This is a genomic window from Cryobacterium sp. 10I5, from assembly GCF_035019865.1.
Lineage (GTDB): Bacteria > Actinomycetota > Actinomycetes > Actinomycetales > Microbacteriaceae > Cryobacterium > Cryobacterium breve_A.
Window position 1 is genome coordinate 1 of the sequence record NZ_JASJVI010000007.1, and the last position, 15,120, is coordinate 15,120.

Consider the following 15,120-nt stretch of genomic DNA (forward strand, 5'->3'; position numbering starts at 1 on the left):
GCTAGAAACGGATCCAAACCACGAGGTTTTTGGCATTTGACATTGTGCACGCTGTTGAGTTCTCAAGGATCGGACGCCTCGACTTCAGGCCCTTACGGACTTTCGCTTCGAGGCAATTCCTTATTCTTCTTTCGTGTCGTTTCGCTCGGTCCCCCGCTAAGGGAATCTGGTGAAACGCCATCAATCTCAACCAACAAATTTACGCGTTGATCGGGATTGGAAGTGGTCCCGCTTGAGGCCGGTAAGCGCTTCGGCTTTCCGAACCTGTGGGGTGACTTAGATGACTTTACGGTGAACCGTGGGGGGCCGCAACTCCCGGGCGCATCCCGGGCGTGTCGGATAGATAACACCCCTATTTCCGGCATGTTTCACGCGGCTGGAGACTGGCGGCGGACGGAGACGGTGACCGTGAACTTGGCGTTCCGACCGACCTGGTGCGTCTCCCCGACCAGGCGCGTGAGCGCCGGCCGATAGCCGAGGTGCGTGTTCCACACCGTCCAGAGCTCACCGCCGGGCCGGAGCACCCGCGCGGCGTCGGCGAAGAGCTTGAGCGCGATGCCGGCATGCACGGAGGATCCGATGTGGAACGGCGGGTTCAACAGGATCAACTCGCTCGAGGCATCCGCCTGGGACCCGAGCGCGTCATCCCGCACAACCGTTACCCGGTCGGCGAGGCCGTTGGCGATCATGGTGGCCCTGGCGGATGCAACGGCAGCGGCCGACTGGTCGCTCGCGATGACCCGGAGTCCGGGTCGACGCTGCGCGAGCGCGGCCGCGAGTACTCCCGTGCCGCAGCCAAGGTCGATCGCGCGAACGGCATCCGGTTTCATCCGGTCGAGGAACTCGAGCAGGTACCGGGTGCCGATGTCGATGGTGGTGCCGGCGAAGGCGGCGCCATGGGCGCACACGTTCAGCCCCAGGTCTTCGTGCCTGCTGACGTGCGGCCAGGCTGGGATCGCGGGCTCGGACGCTCGGATGGGGCCGGTGGCACGCAGCACCCGGGACTTCTGCCGGGCCGGGGAGACCTGGAGCCGCTCGAAGTGGCGCGCGAAGACCTCGTTCATGGCCGGGGTCATGTGCTTGAGACGCCCACCGGCGACAACGACGACCGCGGGATCGGCGAAACGCGCGATCGCGTCGGCGACCTCGTCGAGAGCGGCGAGGCTGCGAGGCAGCTGGAGGAGAACGAGGGTGGCGCCGGACAAAAGCTCCTCGCCCAGCGGAAAGGAGCGGTACCGGTCGGCCAGACCGAGCTTGTCGGCATTCAGGTCCAGGGCGGCCTCGCCCGAGAGTGCGTCCTGGTGCACGCGGATGCCGGTGGCCCCGAAGAGCGCAGCGGCGCCGAGGGTGAGAGCGCCATATCGGTCCTCAATGACGACGAGCCGTTCAGTGGGAAGGCTCGCCGCCGCCTCGTCGAGGATCAGGCGGTCGCTCGCGTCGACGGCGAAGAGGTTGGAGGCTTCGACGTCGGGGAAACGCCGGAGCGCGGCGAAGTCGAACGCGGCGGGGTCGAATGCCGGAATTTCGGGCGCCACGGGATCAGAGATCATCGAGCGGGCGCCAGATGACAACCTGGTTGGCGCGGCGGGTGCGGGTGCCCGCGCGCATCGAGATGACCTCACCGGCCGGGCCGGCCGCGAAGACGCGGCGGCCCGGACGGTTCAGCAGTTCATCGGCGAGTGCCGACTCGAGTTCGTGCAAGCGCGATTCGAGCCGGCGCACGTGGTCCTCGAGCGCGATGATCCGCCGGATGCCCTCGAGGCTCACGCCTTCGGCACCGAGCTCCGCGATCTCGCGCAGTTTCACCACGTCACGCATCGAGTAGCGGCGAGACCGGCCCGGGGTGCGGTCCGGGCTCACCAATCCCAGGCGATCGTACTGTCGCAGCGTCTGCGGGTGCATGCCCGCAAGCTCTGCGGCAGTCGAGATGACGAACACCCGGGAGTTCTCGTCCACCGTCAGTCTCTCGCTCTCGCGAGCAGCTCGTCACGCGGGTTCTCGTCCGGGAGAGCCGCGGCGAAAGCAGTGAGCTTTTCCTCGGCTTCCTTGGACAGGTGCGACGGCACCGCGACCTGGACCTCGGCGAGCAAGTCGCCGGTGCCCTTAGGGGTCACGACACCGCGGCCCTTGACCCGCAGGACCCGTCCGCTCGGCGTGCCGGGGGCGATGCGCAGTTTGACCGGCGCCCCGCCCAGGGTCGGCACCTCGATCGTCGCGCCGAGTGCGGCCTCGACGAACGTCACGGGCACGTGCAGCCTGAGGTTCAGGCCGTCACGCTCGAAAACGGCGTGCTTGCGCACGGTCACGGTGAGGACGATGTCGCCGGCCTCGCCGCCGTCCGGGCTGTGCTGGCCCTGGCCGCGGAGCTTGATCTTCTGCCCGTCGGCGACGCCCGCGGGAATCCTGACTTTGATGGCCCGGCCGTCCTGCGTCTGCAGGGTGATCTGGTCACCGTGGGTCGCGGTGATGAAGTCGACGGTCGTCGATGCAACCACGTCCCGCCCGCGGGTCGGCCCGCCATAACCACGGAATCCTCCCGTGGACGATCCGAACCCGCCTCCACCGCCGCCCCGGCCGAACATGCCGCCGAGCAGGTCGTCAAACCCGCCCTGCTGCTGATAGGAGTAGCCCTGTTGCCGGGCACCCCCACCGAACATGCCGCCGAAGACGTCGTCGAAGCCGCCGCCCTGCTGGGAACCCCCGCCACCGGGGGCGGTGAAGCGTGCTCCACCGCCCATGGCCCGCACAGCGTCGTATTCCTTCCGCTGTGCGGGGTCGCCGATCACCGAGTGTGCCTCGCTGATTTCCTTGAACTTCGCTTCCGCCGCAGGATTGCCCGGATTCGAGTCCGGGTGATACTTGCGGGCGAGCTTGCGATAGGCCTTCTTGAGGTCGGCCGGCGTCACGTCTTTCGAGACGCCGAGGACCTTGTAAAAGTCTTTGTCGAACCAGTCCTGGCTAGCCATCGCTCGGTACCTGGACTACGACCTTGGCAACACGCAGAAGCGTCGAGCCCAGGAAATAGCCGGTCTCGACCACCTCGCCGACTGTGTCGACCGTCACATCGGCCGTGGGCATCTGGAAGATGGCCTCGTGCATTGTGGGATCGAACGGTTCGCCGACCGTGCCGAACGGCTTCACGCCAAGGCGCTCCACGCTCGTGCGCAGTTTGGCTGCGATGGTGCTGAATGCGGAGTCTGCGACGAGGTCGCCGTGCTTCTCGGCACGGTCCAGGTCGTCGAGCACCGGGATCAGGCCCTTGACGACGTCCACGGTCACGCGCTCACGCTCGATCTCGCGGTTCGCCTCGGTGCGCTTGCGGTAGTTCGCGTATTCGGCGGTGACCCGCTTGAGGTCGGCCAGGTGTTCGCTCGTCGGCTCTGCGACTTCCCGGCTGGCGGCGTCCAGGATGTCCTGGACCGTCAGCTCGTCTTCCTCGATACCCTCAGCGGATGCCGCGGCCTCGGAGTCAGCGGAGGCCTCTGCTGCTGCAGACTCATCCGCAACAACGGGCTCCACCTCCTCGTCGGACGGCTCGTTCTTCGGGCCCTTGTCCTTGGCCATTACTTCTTGGTTTCTTCCTCGTCGTCGACAACCTCGGCGTCAACCACATCTTCGTCGGACTTGCCCGCGTCAGCGGTCGGTTCGCCGGATTCGGTGGGGGGCGTCGCGGCATCCGCCTGGCTCGACTTGTAGATGGCCTCGCCGATCTTGCCCTGGCTCTCGTTGAGCTTGTCGTACGCGGTCTTCACCGCGGCCTCGTCGTCTCCGGCGAGCGCAGACTTGAGTGCGTCGACGTCGGCCTGGACCTCGGTCTTGACCTCGGCCGGGAGCTTCTCGTCGTTTTCCTTGAGGAGCTTCTCGATCGAGTACGCGAGCTGCTCAGCGGTGTTGCGAGTCTCGGCGCTTTCGCGACGACGCTTGTCTTCTGCGGCGTGCTCTTCGCCCTCGCGCACCATGCGCTCGATGTCTTCCTTCGCGAGCGAGGAACCGCCCGTGATGGTCATGGACTGCTCCTTGCCGGTGCCCTTGTCCTTGGCGGACACGTGCACGATGCCGTTGGCGTCGAGGTCGAACGTGACCTCGACCTGCGGGATGCCGCGCGGGGCCGGCGCGATGCCGGTCAGCTCGAAGGTGCCGAGGTTCTTGTTGTCGCGGGTGAACTCACGCTCGCCCTGGAAGACCTGGATCGCGACGGACGGCTGGTTGTCGTCTGCCGTGGTGAAGGTCTCGCTGCGCTTGGTCGGGATGGCCGTGTTGCGCTCGATGAGGCGCGTCATGATGCCGCCCTTGGTCTCGATGCCGAGGCTCAGCGGGGTGACGTCGATCAACAGGACGTCCTTGCGCTCGCCCTTCAGCACGCCGGCCTGGAGTGCGGCGCCGACGGCGACGACCTCGTCCGGGTTGACGCCCTTGTTCGGGTCCTTGCCACCGGTCTCGCTCTTGACGAGCTCGTAGACGGCGGGCATACGCGTCGAACCACCGACGAGCACGACGTGGGCGATGTCGCCCACCTTGACGCCGGCTTCACGGATGACGTCCTGGAACGGCTTCTTGGTGCGGTCGAGCAGGTCTTCGGTCATCTTCTCGAACTGGGCGCGGGTCAGCGTCTCGTCGAGGTTGGCCGGGCCGTTCTCCGTCAGGGAGAGGTACGGCAGCTGGATACTCGTGGACATGCTGCTGGAGAGTTCCTTCTTGGCCTGCTCCGCGGCTTCCTTGAGGCGCTGCTTGGCGATCTTGTCCTTGGAGACGTCGACGCCGGTGGTTTCCTTGAACTTCTTGATCAGGTAGTCGACGATGCGCTGGTCCCAGTCGTCGCCGCCCAGGCGGTTGTCGCCGGCGGTCGAACGCACCTGGATGGTCGAGAAGTCGTCGTCCTTGCCCACCTCGAGGAGGGAGACGTCGAACGTTCCGCCGCCGAGGTCGAAGACCAGGATGAGCTCGTCTTCCTTGCCCTTGTCGAGGCCGTACGCGAGGGCCGCTGCGGTCGGCTCGTTGATGATGCGGAGCACGTTGAGGCCCGAGATCTCTCCGGCCTCCTTCGTGGCCTGGCGCTCGGCGTCGTTGAAGTACGCGGGGACGGTGATGACGGCATCCGTCACCTTGTCGCCCAGGTACTGCTCGGCGTCGCGCTTCAGCTTGGCGAGGATGCGGGCGGAGATCTCCTGCGGGGTGTACTTCTTGTCGTCGATGCCGACGGTCCAGTCGGTGCCCATGTGGCGCTTGACGGAGGAGAGGGTGCGGTCGACGTTGGTGACGGCCTGGCGCTTGGCGGTCTCACCGACGAGCACCTCGCCGTCCTTGGTGAATGCGACGACGGACGGGGTGGTGCGGAGCCCCTCGGCGTTCGCGATGACGGTGGGTTCTCCACCCTCGAGGACGGCCACCACCGAGTTGGTGGTTCCGAGGTCGATGCCTACTGCACGGGCCATGTGTGCGTTCTCCTTCAAAGTGTGAGCTCAACGGGACAATCGGTATGATCGACCAGAGTTGAGCGGTATTGACTCAAGTGTGGCACCGCCGGAAATCGGAGTCAAGCCAGCCACCTGAAAGTTGAGTGTGAGTGACTCAACTTTGCATTTCGGAGTAATTTCCCCGCTGTTCCCCGGCGACCACTACTCTGAGCGCATGACTGGGACAGCGGAACAGAACGAGACGGCTGCGGCACCCACCTCGGCCGGCCGCGGCGTGATCGCCTGGAGCCTCTGGGACGGCGGTTCGGCGGCATTCAACGCCGTCGTGACGACCTTCGTCTTCACGGTGTACCTCACCGGTTCGTCGTTCGGCGACAAGGACGTCATCTCGGCCCAGCTCGGCTGGGCACTCGCGATCGCCGGCCTGCTCGTGGCGCTGCTCGCGCCGATCACGGGGCAACGCTCCGACGCTTCCGGTCGCCGCAAGCTCTGGCTCGGCGTCAACACCTTCATCGTCGTCGGCCTCACCGCCGCGATGTTCTTCGTCCAGGCCTCTCCCGACTTCCTGCTGCTCGGCCTGATCCTCCTCGCCGTTGGGACCGTGTTCTACGAATTCGCGACCGTCAACTACAACGCGATGCTCGGCCAGGTCTCCACACCGAAGACGATCGGCAGGGTCAGCGGCTTCGGCTGGTCGATGGGGTACTTCGGCGGCATCGTGCTGCTGCTCATCCTTTACTTCGGCTTCATCCACCCCGACGTCGGTCTGTTCGGCGTCACCGACGCCAACGGGCTGTCGGTGCGGGTGTCGATGCTCATCGCGGCCGCCTGGTTCGGCCTGTTCGCCCTGCCGCTGTTCTTCCGGGTGCCCGAGTACGCGGCGCCCGCCGCCGCCCGGCGGGAGCGGGTCGGTTTCTTCCGTTCCTATGCCGTCCTCGGCAGGGACGTTGCCGCACTCTGGCGCGGCGACCGCCAGATGGCGCTGTTCCTGATCGCGAGCGCGGTCTTCCGCGACGGCCTGACCGGGGTGTTCCAGTTCGGCGGCATCCTCGCGGCCGGCACCTTCGGCTTCTCGAGCGGCGACGTGATCATCTTCGCCATCGTCGCCAACATCATCGCCGGCATCTCCACGGTGCTCGTCGGCCGCCTCGACGACCGCCTCGGTGCCAAGAACGTGATGGTGGTCGCCCTGTCCGGCACGATCGTCGCCGGCCTCGCCGTCTTCTTCTTCGCCACCGGCGGCGCGACGATGTTCTGGATCTTCGGCCTGCTGATGTGCGTGTTCGTCGGCCCGGCCCAGTCGGCCAGCCGCAGCTTCCTCGCGCGCAGCATTCCGGCCGGCCGCGAGGGCGAGATCTTCGGCCTCTACGCGACAACCGGCAAGGCAGCGACCTTCCTCGCACCCACGCTCTTCGCCCTGTTCGTGAGCCTGTCCGGCAGCCAGGTCTGGGGCATCCTCGGCATCGCGCTCGTACTCCTGGTCGGGCTGCTCCTGCTGATCCCGGTGAAGTCGAAGCAGCACCCGCTCGGGTAGCTGGGCGGACCCTGCCGCCGCCGCAACTGTTCCCGGTGCGGACAACTGTTCCTCGCGCGCCGGCCACAGTTGTCCGCAGCGGCCACAGTTGTCGGCAAGGCCGGGGCGGGGCGAAGTCAGGCTGGGCGGACCCTGTTCATCGTCTGGACATCCGCTGGGATCTCGGCCTCGGCCGGGTTCTTTGTCAGGCTGGAGGCATGACAACTCAGCAGATCCAGAAGGCCGAACTTCTCAACGCGCTCCACGTTCCGGGCACGCCGCTCATCGTGACGAACGTCTGGGACGCCATCACCGCGAAGATCGTGTCCCAGGCGCCCGGCGTGGAGGCCCTCGCGACGGCCTCGCACTCGGTGTCGAACGTGCGCGGCCTCGAAGACGGCGGCGGGCTCACGGTTGACGAGGCCATTGCGGCGGCGCGCATCATCATCGGTGCGGTCGACCTGCCGGTGTCGGTCGACTTCGAGAAGGGCTACGCGGCGGATGCCGCCGGCGTCGCCCGCAACGTCCGTCGCCTCGTCGAGGAGGCCGGCGCCTCGGGCATCAACCTCGAGGACTCGATCGGGGCCGCCAAGGCACCGCAGTACGACATCGCGACCGCGGCCGCCCGGGTGGCCGCCGCGCGCACCGGGGCCGATGCCGCGGGCGTACCGCTCGTGATCAACGCCCGCGTGGATACCCTCGCCGGCGGCGGTGAATGGAGCGAGGCCGTCGCCCGTGCCAACGCCTACCTCGACGCCGGCGCCGACGTGATCTTCTTCCTCGGTCTCAGCGACGAGGACAAGGTCAAGCGGGCCCTCGACGAGGTCGACGGCCGCATCTCCGTGATCGGGCACCCGGGGGCGGTTCCCCTGGCCCGCCTCGCCGAACTCGGGGTCTCCCGGGTGAGCTTCGGACCCGGCACCCTCGGCCTCACGCTCGCGGCCCTGCAGCGCTCGGCGACCCAGCTCACCTCGCTCGGAGAATACCCCGAGGATCTGGGCTTTCCCTTCTCGCTGTAGCGTGAAAGATCAGGCAGCATCCCGATCTGCAGGTGGCCTTGGTCAGCGGATGCGGGTGGCCTCGTTGTGCTCGACGAGCACCCAGGTCGCGCCTTCGTCGTTGGAGACCCAGCCCTCCCAGGAGTACGCGTCTGCCGTGATGGACACGAAGTTCCAGCGGATCGGCCGCCCGTCGGTGCCGGTGCCGTCCTGGCGCAGCCCGTTGCGGTGCGGGGTCGCCACGAGGTGGCAGTACTCGCCGATGGCGGGGGCGAAGTAGCTGACCCGCCAGGCGCCGGCGTGCGGATCGTAGACGCGCACGGCCATGGCCACGGTTTCCCGGCCGTCGGGATGCGTGTCGCTCACGGGAACGTCGACGACCTCGACGTCCTGCACCGCACGCCCGTCGAGCACGAATTCGACGACCCAGGTGAACTGGCGCTCGTGCCAGTCGCCGGTGGCCTCGTCCAGGCGTGAGCCCGTCGCGGCCCAGCTGCCGACGAGCTGGCCGAAACGACGCATCCGGCCCGGGTATTCGGGCGTCGGGCCGGGCGCAATGAGCGCCTCGGCAAAACCGGGTACGGATGTCGTCGTCATGCCTCCGATTTTACCGGCCGCATGTTGCGCCCGTGTGAACCCGGCACGGGTCCTCCGATCGGCCCTTTTCACTCCGCCCTGGCCCCCGGACCTGCCGCTCGATGACACAACCCCGGTTGCGACCGCCGTGGGGGGCTAACTCAGGAAGACCGCGCGGCCGACCGCAGGCACCCCGCGTAGGAATGTGGCCGATGCCCGCCGGCCCGGCAAATCTCCTGAGTTGGCCACACCGGTACCAGGACAGATGTGCACGTCCACCGCGACGCCCGGCCGAACGCGAGAAGACTCTCGGGTGCTTCCGGGGGCTAACTCAGGAAATCCGTGCGACCGATCGAGGACGGCCCCGGACCAGTGCGGCCGATGCCCGCCAGTCCGGCAAATCTCCTGAGTTAGCCACGCGTACTGCCGCGGAGGGGGTGCAGAGCAGGGGTGGCGGCTACTCGACGCCCGTGGTCGGCTCGACGGAGACATCCGTGCGGTGGAAGTTCTGGAACGAGCGCGACGCCGTCGGCCCGCGCTGGCCCTGGTAGCGGGAGCTGTACTGGCTCGAGCCGTATGGGCGCTCGGCGGCGGAGCTCAGCTGGAAGAAGCAGAGCTGGCCGATCTTCATACCCGGCCAGAGCTTGATCGGCAGGGTGGCGACATTGCTGAGCTCGAGGGTCACGTGGCCGGTGAAGCCCGGGTCGATGAATCCGGCCGTCGAGTGGGTGAGGAGGCCGAGGCGCCCGAGCGAGCTCTTGCCCTCGAGTCGGGCCGCGATCGTGTCGGCGAGGCTGACTCTTTCGTAGGTGGAGCCGAGCACGAATTCGCCGGGGTGCAGGATGAACGGCTCGTCGTGGGGGATCTCGATCAGCCGGGTGAGTTCGGGCTGGTCTTCCGCCGGATCGATATAGGGGTACTTGTGGTTGTCGAACAACCGGAAGTACCGGTCGATGCGCACGTCGACGCTCGAGGGCTGGATCATCTCCGGAGCGTAGGGCTCGAGCCCGATTCGTCCCGCGTTGATTTCGGCCTTGATATCACGATCGGAGAGCAGCACGGGTCCAGCCTAACGGCGAGGACTTGATATGCTGGCACGGTTCCGGTGCAGGCTCTGCCCGCGGCCGGACGCGCGGATGTAGTTCAATGGTAGAACTTCAGCTTCCCAAGCTGATAGCGCGGGTTCGATTCCCGTCATCCGCTCACTAAAGTTGTGTTCCCTCCCAACTGTTGCGGTGTCTCGCGGCTGTCGGTGCCGGGGCGCCTGCCGACTCCGGTATTCTCGACGCGGACTGAGGAGTACCCGTGACTGACCCCACTTTGCGAATGCCGGACACTGTTTTCCGGGCGGTACTGGACCTGGGCGACCTGCCGTTGGAGCTTCCCGCGCTCCCGACCCGGTTCCGGAACCCGGTACTGAATGCCGATTGGTTCGTTGACGACGAGGGCGAGGGCGACGAGGAAGAAGTGGCCGTGTTCTCCGTCGAGCTCGAGGGAGGACAGCTGCACCTGGAAACGACCGCGGGCGGTGTCGATCACCACTTCCACGGCGCGGACGGGGAAGAGACGGACAACAGCCCGTGGCCCAAGCGGGAAACCCGGGACCTCCTGGCGTGGGCCCTGGCGCTGGTCGAGCACACCCTCCCGCTTCTCGAAGACCTCACCGAAGATGCCGAAGAGGCGGCCGATTGGCACCACGAGGGGCTGCGGGTCTACGCCCGTGACTTCGGACCGGTGCCCTTGGAGATCGTCGACGTTGCCATCCCCGGTGAGCAGATGATGCTGCCGTGGCTGGGGTCCGGGCGCACGGACCATCTGCACGCGGACGACGAGGCGCACAGCCTTCTCCTCACGTGGAACCCGGACGACGCGGATCCCGAGACGCCGATTGTTCGGGCGTGGCTCGATGCGGGCACGGGAGAACCGGTGTCCGAGGCGGTCGCCGGTGTCGACTGGGTCGCAGTCGGGCTTCCCGAGGAGGAGGTGCGCGCGTGGTTCGAGGCGTTCTACCTCAACCACGAGGTCCTCGGTGACCCCGCCGAGCTCATCATGCGTGCCGCGCTGAACCGGATAGCCGGTCTCGGCTAGGCCCGGCTGGGTCTGGGCGGCCAGCTCGTGCCCAGGACGCAGCTCGGTACCCGGGGTCAGTGCCGCAGGCTTGCTGCCTGACGAGCCAGCCCTTCGATGCGTGTCCAGTCGCCGAGTTCAATCGCATCCAGCGGAGTGATCCACGTGCCGCCGATGCATCCCACGTTGGGCAGCGCGAGGTAGATGGGCGCGCTCGCGAGCGTGATCCCGCCGGTCGGACAGAACCGCGCCTCCGGAAGGGGCGCCGCGAGTGAGCGCAGCACGGCGTGGCCGCCGGAAGCCTCGGCGGGAAAGAACTTCATCGCCGGGTGTCCGCGCTCGATCAACCGCAGGACCTCTGACGCGGTGGCAGCGCCCGGCAGGTAGGGCAGACCGGATGCGTCCATCGCGTCGAGCAGGGCATCGGTCGACCCGGGCGAGATCAGGAACTGAGCTCCGGCTGCGACAGCCCGACGCACGAGGACCGGGTTGTTGACCGTTCCGGCGCCGATGACGGCGTCGGGTACCTGGTCGGCAATGGCACTGATCGCACGCAGCGCAGCCGGGGTGCGCAGCGTCACCTCGATGACCGGCAGGCCGCCGGCGACGAGCGCCCGAGCCAGAGCCACCGCGCGGTCGGCATCCTCGATGACGACGACGGGGATCACGGGTGCGAGCTCGAGCAGTTGGGCGGCGTTCAGGGTGGACATCAGAGGACTCCTTCAGGTGTGTTGGTGATGACGCTGGCGCCACGGTCGGCCGGGCCGACCTGCCGGCGAAAGACCGAGAAGAGCTCCCGCCCGGTGCCGGACCAGCTGGCGTCGTCGAGCGCGGCACCGGTGATTTCGCGGGCGGCGAAGACGTCGTCGTCGATGAGGACGTCAAGGGTGCCCGCCGTCGCGTCGAGACGTACGAGGTCGCCATCGCGGATGCGGCCGATCGGACCGCCCGCTGCGGCTTCGGGGGTGAGGTGGATGGCCGCCGGGATCTTCCCAGAGGCGCCGGACATCCGCCCGTCGGTGACCAGCGCGACCTGGTACCCGCGATCCTGCAGGATGCCGAGCGCCGGGGTGAGCTTGTGCAGCTCGGGCATTCCATTGGCGGACGGGCCCTGGTAGCGAATCACGGCCACGAGATCACGGTCAAGCTGACCGGCATCGAATGCCGCCAGGAAGACGTGCTGGTCGTCGAACACCACCGCGGGCGCCTGGATGACGTGGTGTTCGGTCGCCACCGCGGCGACCTTGATGACGGCGCTTCCGAGATTGCCGTCCAGGATCCGGAGCCCGCCGTTCGGCGCGAAGGGCGCAGAGGCCGGCCGCAGCACGTCCGTGTCGAGGCTCTCAGTCGGTCCGGGGCGGTAGCTCAGGGCGGTGCCGTCGAGCACCGGTTCCCGGCGATAGGCATCAAGCCCTGCGCCGGCGACGGTGCGGACGTCGGGGTGCAGCAAGCCGGCGTCGAGGAGTTGACCGATCAGGAACGCCGTGCCTCCCGCGGCGTGGAAGTGGTTGATGTCCGCAGGGCCGTTCGGGTAGATGCGGACCAACAGGGGAACGACCTCGGACAGGTCCGCGAAGTCCTGCCAGGTGAGCTGGATCCCCGCGGCGGCCGCGATGGCCGGGAGGTGCAGCGTGTGGTTGGTCGACCCTCCCGTGGCCAGCAGGGCAACGACCCCATTCACGATCGACTTCTCGTCGAAAACGCGTCCGATCGGGGTGTACTGGTCTTTCAGCTCGGTCAGCGCGACCACCTGGCTGGCCGCTGCCGCGGTGAGCGCCTCGCGCAGCGGAGTGTCGGGGCTCACGAAGCTCGCTCCGGGGAGATGCAGTCCCATGACTTCCATCAGCATCTGGTTGGAGTTCGCTGTTCCGTAGAAGGTGCAGGTGCCTGCGGAGTGGTACGACGCCGTCTCGGCCTCGAGCAGTTGCTCGCGACCGGCCAGTCCCTCGGCGTAGAGCTGGCGGATGCGGCTCTTCTCCTTGTTCGGGATCCCGGAGCTCATCGGCCCGGTCGGCACCAGGATGGCCGGGAGGTGACCGAAGGCGAGGGCGCCGATGACCAGGCCGGGCACGATCTTGTCGCAGACGCCGAGGAGCAGCGCGCCGTCGAACAGGTCGTGGGCCAGCGCGATGCCGGTCGCCATGGCGATCAGGTCACGGCTGAACAGCGACAGCTGCATGCCGTCCCTGCCCTGGGTGATGCCGTCGCACATCGCGGGCACGCCGCCCGCGACCTGGGCGATGCCTCCGGCCTTCCGGACGGCGTCTTTGAGGATCGCCGGGTAGGCGGCGAACGGCTGGTGGGCGGAGAGCACGTCGTTGTAGGAGGACACGATCCCGATGTTCGGCTTCACGAACCTGCGCAGCGCGGCCTTGTCCTGCTGGCCGGTGGCAGCGAACCCGTGAGCGAGGTTCGCGCACCCCAGGCGACCGCGGGTCGGTCCCTGCTCCGCGGCGGCATCGATCCGGGCGAGGTACCTCGCCCGGGTCTGCGCGCTGCGTTCGATGATGCGGCGCGTGACCGCTTCGACGACCGGGTGGATCACCGCGGTGGTGACCGGCATCTGAGCGGCGGAACGCCCGGGTTTGCCCGCACTGAGCGCTGACGAGCCGGCGGCCGGTAGCAGGCCGAGCATCGTGACGATCCTGGCGGCCTCCTCGGCGGGCGGTCGAGCCGCGTCGATGAGGATGCCGCGCTCATCGGGATCCAGAGGCTCCAGGGTGTCCAGCTGCGAATCCAGAAGACTGGCCGGCATGTAGTGGTCGAGGCGTGCGGACATCCGTGCGCCGAGCAGTTCCTTCGAGCCGACGAGATGCACGAAGATCACGTTCTGCTCGCGCAGCACGTCCCGGTACTTCTTTTTCAGCGCAGAGCAGGTAATGATGCCGGGAACGTCGGCCGTGGTGTGCCCGAGGATCCACGTCGACACGGTGTCGAGCCAGGGCCAGCGGTCGTCGTCGGTGAGTGGAGTGCCCGACGCCATCTTGTTGACGTTCGCCTCGGGGTGCAGATCGTCGCCCTCGACGAAGTCCCACCCGAGCTGGCCGGCGAGGAGAGCGGCCACCGTCGACTTGCCCGACCCGGAGACACCCATCACAACCAGGACGGGCTGCCGACCGGGCGCGACAAGCGGGGGCCGGGGTTCGCTCCCGACGGGGGTTGGTGTGGAGGCGTCCATCACCACGGGTGCTGTGAATGAGTACATCGTCGTCCTCTCGCGAGGGCGCATCGGCGCGACCTCATTGTCAGGCCAGGTCACCGCGCCCGCCTTCTGCAGGTACAGCGATGTTGACGCTGAATTTCATTAATCAGATTAATCTGATTAATGAGCTGTGCCGAGTGTGTCACGACGGCAGAGGGGCGTCAAGTCGACGATTCTGCCGCACCGACCCGGCGAGCGCGGCGCTCCCGTCGACCCGGCATGCTTGCCTGCTATCGTGCGGGGATGATGACTGAGGGCTTCACGATTCGCAACACGACGGCGGCAGACTGGCATGAGGTCAGGGAACTTCGGCTGGAGATGCTCCGGGACACGCCCCTTGGGTTCGGGGAGACCTTTGACGCCGCACTCGCGCACGACGAAGCCGAATGGGCCATGCGCGGAGCACGCGGCACCAACGAACATTCGATCGTCGTCGTGGCGATCACGCCCTCTGGACGTTGGGTCGGGACGATGGGCGGCTACATCCCCGACGAGGCCACCGGGCCGTTGCTCGTCGGTGTCTACGTTGCGCCCGACTTCCGGGGCGGGGTCGCCGGCGTGACGGATGCCCTGCTGTCACGGATCGAGGACTGGGCGCGCACGGAATCGGGTGGGCTCACGCTGCACGTGCACGAGCACAACGACCGCGCCCGCGCCGCCTACGAGCGCCGCGGCTTCGCGGCAACCGGCGTGACCGAGCCGTATGTCCTCGACCCGACGACCCGGGAGCTCGAAATGGTCAAGCAGCTGCCCACTCCATAGGCGGGAACCGCCGCCTGGTGCTGGGGCCGGAGTAACACCTCTGCGATCATGAGGCTATGGACTTCGGCAATCAGGCAACGATCGGCGGATGGTGGTTCGCCCTGACCCTCGTGAACGCAGGTTTGGCAGAGTCGAAGGGGCGCGGCCGGCTTAGCGACGCCGCATGGAGCGTTGCGGCAGGATAGATCCGTGAACTCAATTTCTCCGGACGTCCTCGTGAGTACCTACCTGAAGGCCCTCAGCACAGCAGACGCTGGCCTGGCAATCAACCTTTTCACGCCGGACGGGGTCGTAGATTCTCCTCTCTACGGTGTCCAGCCAGCGCGAGACTTCTACCCGGCGCTGTTCGCCGACACTGCAGAGTCCGTGCTCACGCTCCGGGAGACCCTCCTGAGCGCAGACGCCAAGACGCTTGCATTCTGGTTCGATTTCGATTGGGTTCTCGCGAACGGAACTCCTGCCCCTTTCACTGTTGTCGATGTCGCTGAGCTTGATGAGGGTGGACTCATCCGACGCCTGCACATCGTGTTCGACACTCATCCCATCCGGGGCTCCTGGCAGATCCAGAACCAAGGGTAGGGCAACAGC

General features: G+C 67.2%; 14 protein-coding genes, 1 tRNA gene and 1 pseudogene. 6 read left to right on the top strand and 10 right to left on the bottom strand.

Annotated features, from left to right (window positions below; translation table 11 throughout):
* Positions 1 to 368 precede the first annotated feature (368 nt).
* From QN350_RS03895 to dnaK, 5 genes are read right to left on the bottom strand one after another with little or no spacing between them, the layout of a single operon-like run.
* The gene (locus tag QN350_RS03895; RefSeq protein ID WP_323515817.1) at positions 369 to 1,550 is read right to left on the bottom strand and encodes a class I SAM-dependent methyltransferase; all 1,182 of its coding nucleotides are present in this window, start codon (positions 1,548 to 1,550) and stop codon (positions 369 to 371) included.
* Complete coding sequence (locus QN350_RS03900; RefSeq protein WP_281533657.1) at positions 1,540 to 1,956, bottom strand: heat shock protein transcriptional repressor HspR; 417 nt, start codon at positions 1,954 to 1,956, stop codon at positions 1,540 to 1,542. The genes QN350_RS03895 and QN350_RS03900 overlap by 11 nt, the downstream gene beginning before the upstream one ends.
* 2 nt (positions 1,957 to 1,958) lie before the next feature.
* Positions 1,959 to 2,966 carry a DnaJ C-terminal domain-containing protein gene (locus QN350_RS03905; protein WP_323515821.1) on the bottom strand — a complete coding sequence of 336 codons (1,008 nt, stop codon included), beginning with the start codon at positions 2,964 to 2,966 and terminating at the stop codon, positions 1,959 to 1,961.
* Positions 2,959 to 3,564 (bottom strand): nucleotide exchange factor GrpE, encoded by a 606-nt coding sequence (locus QN350_RS03910; RefSeq protein WP_323515824.1) that lies wholly within the window; start codon positions 3,562 to 3,564, stop codon positions 2,959 to 2,961. Before QN350_RS03910 ends, QN350_RS03905 begins: the two co-directional genes overlap by 8 nt.
* Positions 3,564 to 5,432: a molecular chaperone DnaK gene (gene dnaK / locus QN350_RS03915; RefSeq protein ID WP_322138589.1), complete on the bottom strand. Its 1,869-nt coding sequence runs from the start codon at positions 5,430 to 5,432 to the stop codon at positions 3,564 to 3,566. The genes QN350_RS03910 and dnaK overlap by 1 nt, the downstream gene beginning before the upstream one ends.
* A gap of 196 nt (positions 5,433 to 5,628) precedes the next feature.
* On the opposite strand from dnaK, the gene QN350_RS03920 reads away from it, so the two are divergent.
* The gene (locus tag QN350_RS03920) at positions 5,629 to 6,948 is read left to right on the top strand and encodes an MFS transporter (protein WP_323515826.1); all 1,320 of its coding nucleotides are present in this window, start codon (positions 5,629 to 5,631) and stop codon (positions 6,946 to 6,948) included.
* Between the two features lie 197 nt (positions 6,949 to 7,145).
* Entirely contained in the window at positions 7,146 to 7,946 is an 801-nt protein-coding gene (locus tag QN350_RS03925; protein ID WP_322138587.1) for an isocitrate lyase/phosphoenolpyruvate mutase family protein, read from the top strand.
* Between the two features lie 42 nt (positions 7,947 to 7,988).
* Here the strand turns inward: QN350_RS03925 and QN350_RS03930 are convergent, their stop codons facing one another.
* Both QN350_RS03930 and dcd read right to left on the bottom strand, forming a co-directional pair.
* The gene (locus QN350_RS03930) at positions 7,989 to 8,522 is read right to left on the bottom strand and encodes a hypothetical protein (RefSeq protein WP_322138586.1); all 534 of its coding nucleotides are present in this window, start codon (positions 8,520 to 8,522) and stop codon (positions 7,989 to 7,991) included.
* 436 nt (positions 8,523 to 8,958) lie between these two features.
* A complete protein-coding gene (gene dcd, locus QN350_RS03935) occupies positions 8,959 to 9,561 on the bottom strand; it encodes a dCTP deaminase (RefSeq protein ID WP_281533650.1) in 603 nt (200 codons plus the stop codon).
* A gap of 72 nt (positions 9,562 to 9,633) precedes the next feature.
* Here dcd and QN350_RS03940 point away from each other — a divergent pair.
* Positions 9,634 to 9,704, top strand: a tRNA-Gly gene (locus tag QN350_RS03940).
* Positions 9,705 to 9,827: 123 nt separating this feature from the next.
* Complete coding sequence (locus QN350_RS03945; RefSeq protein ID WP_323502883.1) at positions 9,828 to 10,589, top strand: hypothetical protein; 762 nt, start codon at positions 9,828 to 9,830, stop codon at positions 10,587 to 10,589.
* Positions 10,590 to 10,645: 56 nt separating this feature from the next.
* Here QN350_RS03945 and eda read toward each other — a convergent pair whose 3' ends face one another.
* The 3 genes and pseudogenes from eda to QN350_RS19945 all read right to left on the bottom strand — a co-directional run.
* The gene (eda, locus tag QN350_RS03950) at positions 10,646 to 11,278 is read right to left on the bottom strand and encodes a bifunctional 4-hydroxy-2-oxoglutarate aldolase/2-dehydro-3-deoxy-phosphogluconate aldolase (RefSeq protein ID WP_323515829.1); all 633 of its coding nucleotides are present in this window, start codon (positions 11,276 to 11,278) and stop codon (positions 10,646 to 10,648) included.
* Positions 11,278 to 13,110, bottom strand: a complete 1,833-nt coding sequence (gene edd / locus QN350_RS03955; RefSeq protein ID WP_416347719.1) for a phosphogluconate dehydratase — start codon at positions 13,108 to 13,110, stop codon at positions 11,278 to 11,280. Before edd ends, eda begins: the two co-directional genes overlap by 1 nt.
* Positions 13,111 to 13,227: 117 nt before the next feature.
* Positions 13,228 to 13,797: pseudogene (locus tag QN350_RS19945) on the bottom strand (gluconokinase); the annotation flags it as partial.
* A 216-nt stretch (positions 13,798 to 14,013) separates the two neighbouring features.
* On the opposite strand from QN350_RS19945, the gene QN350_RS03960 reads away from it, so the two are divergent.
* A complete protein-coding gene (locus QN350_RS03960; RefSeq protein WP_323515834.1) occupies positions 14,014 to 14,532 on the top strand; it encodes a GNAT family N-acetyltransferase in 519 nt (172 codons plus the stop codon).
* Between the two features lie 189 nt (positions 14,533 to 14,721).
* Complete coding sequence (locus QN350_RS03965) at positions 14,722 to 15,111, top strand: nuclear transport factor 2 family protein (RefSeq protein ID WP_323515837.1); 390 nt, start codon at positions 14,722 to 14,724, stop codon at positions 15,109 to 15,111.
* Positions 15,112 to 15,120: the final 9 nt, after the last annotated feature.

Bases quoted from the DNA above. Each gene is read 5' to 3' on its own strand.
- QN350_RS03945 (WP_323502883.1), top strand. From the start codon at position 9,828: ATGCCGGACACTGTTTTCCGGGCGGTACTGGACCTGGGCGACCTGCCG.
- QN350_RS03920 (WP_323515826.1), top strand. From the start codon at position 5,629: ATGACTGGGACAGCGGAACAGAACGAGACGGCTGCGGCACCCACCTCG.
- dnaK (WP_322138589.1), bottom strand. From the start codon at position 5,432: ATGGCCCGTGCAGTAGGCATCGACCTCGGAACCACCAACTCGGTGGTG.
- QN350_RS03930 (WP_322138586.1), bottom strand. From the start codon at position 8,522: ATGACGACGACATCCGTACCCGGTTTTGCCGAGGCGCTCATTGCGCCC.
- eda (WP_323515829.1), bottom strand. From the start codon at position 11,278: ATGTCCACCCTGAACGCCGCCCAACTGCTCGAGCTCGCACCCGTGATC.
- QN350_RS03925 (WP_322138587.1), top strand. From the start codon at position 7,146: ATGACAACTCAGCAGATCCAGAAGGCCGAACTTCTCAACGCGCTCCAC.
- QN350_RS03895 (WP_323515817.1), bottom strand. From the start codon at position 1,550: ATGATCTCTGATCCCGTGGCGCCCGAAATTCCGGCATTCGACCCCGCC.
- QN350_RS03960 (WP_323515834.1), top strand. From the start codon at position 14,014: ATGATGACTGAGGGCTTCACGATTCGCAACACGACGGCGGCAGACTGG.
- QN350_RS03905 (WP_323515821.1), bottom strand. From the start codon at position 2,966: ATGGCTAGCCAGGACTGGTTCGACAAAGACTTTTACAAGGTCCTCGGC.
- QN350_RS03910 (WP_323515824.1), bottom strand. From the start codon at position 3,564: ATGGCCAAGGACAAGGGCCCGAAGAACGAGCCGTCCGACGAGGAGGTG.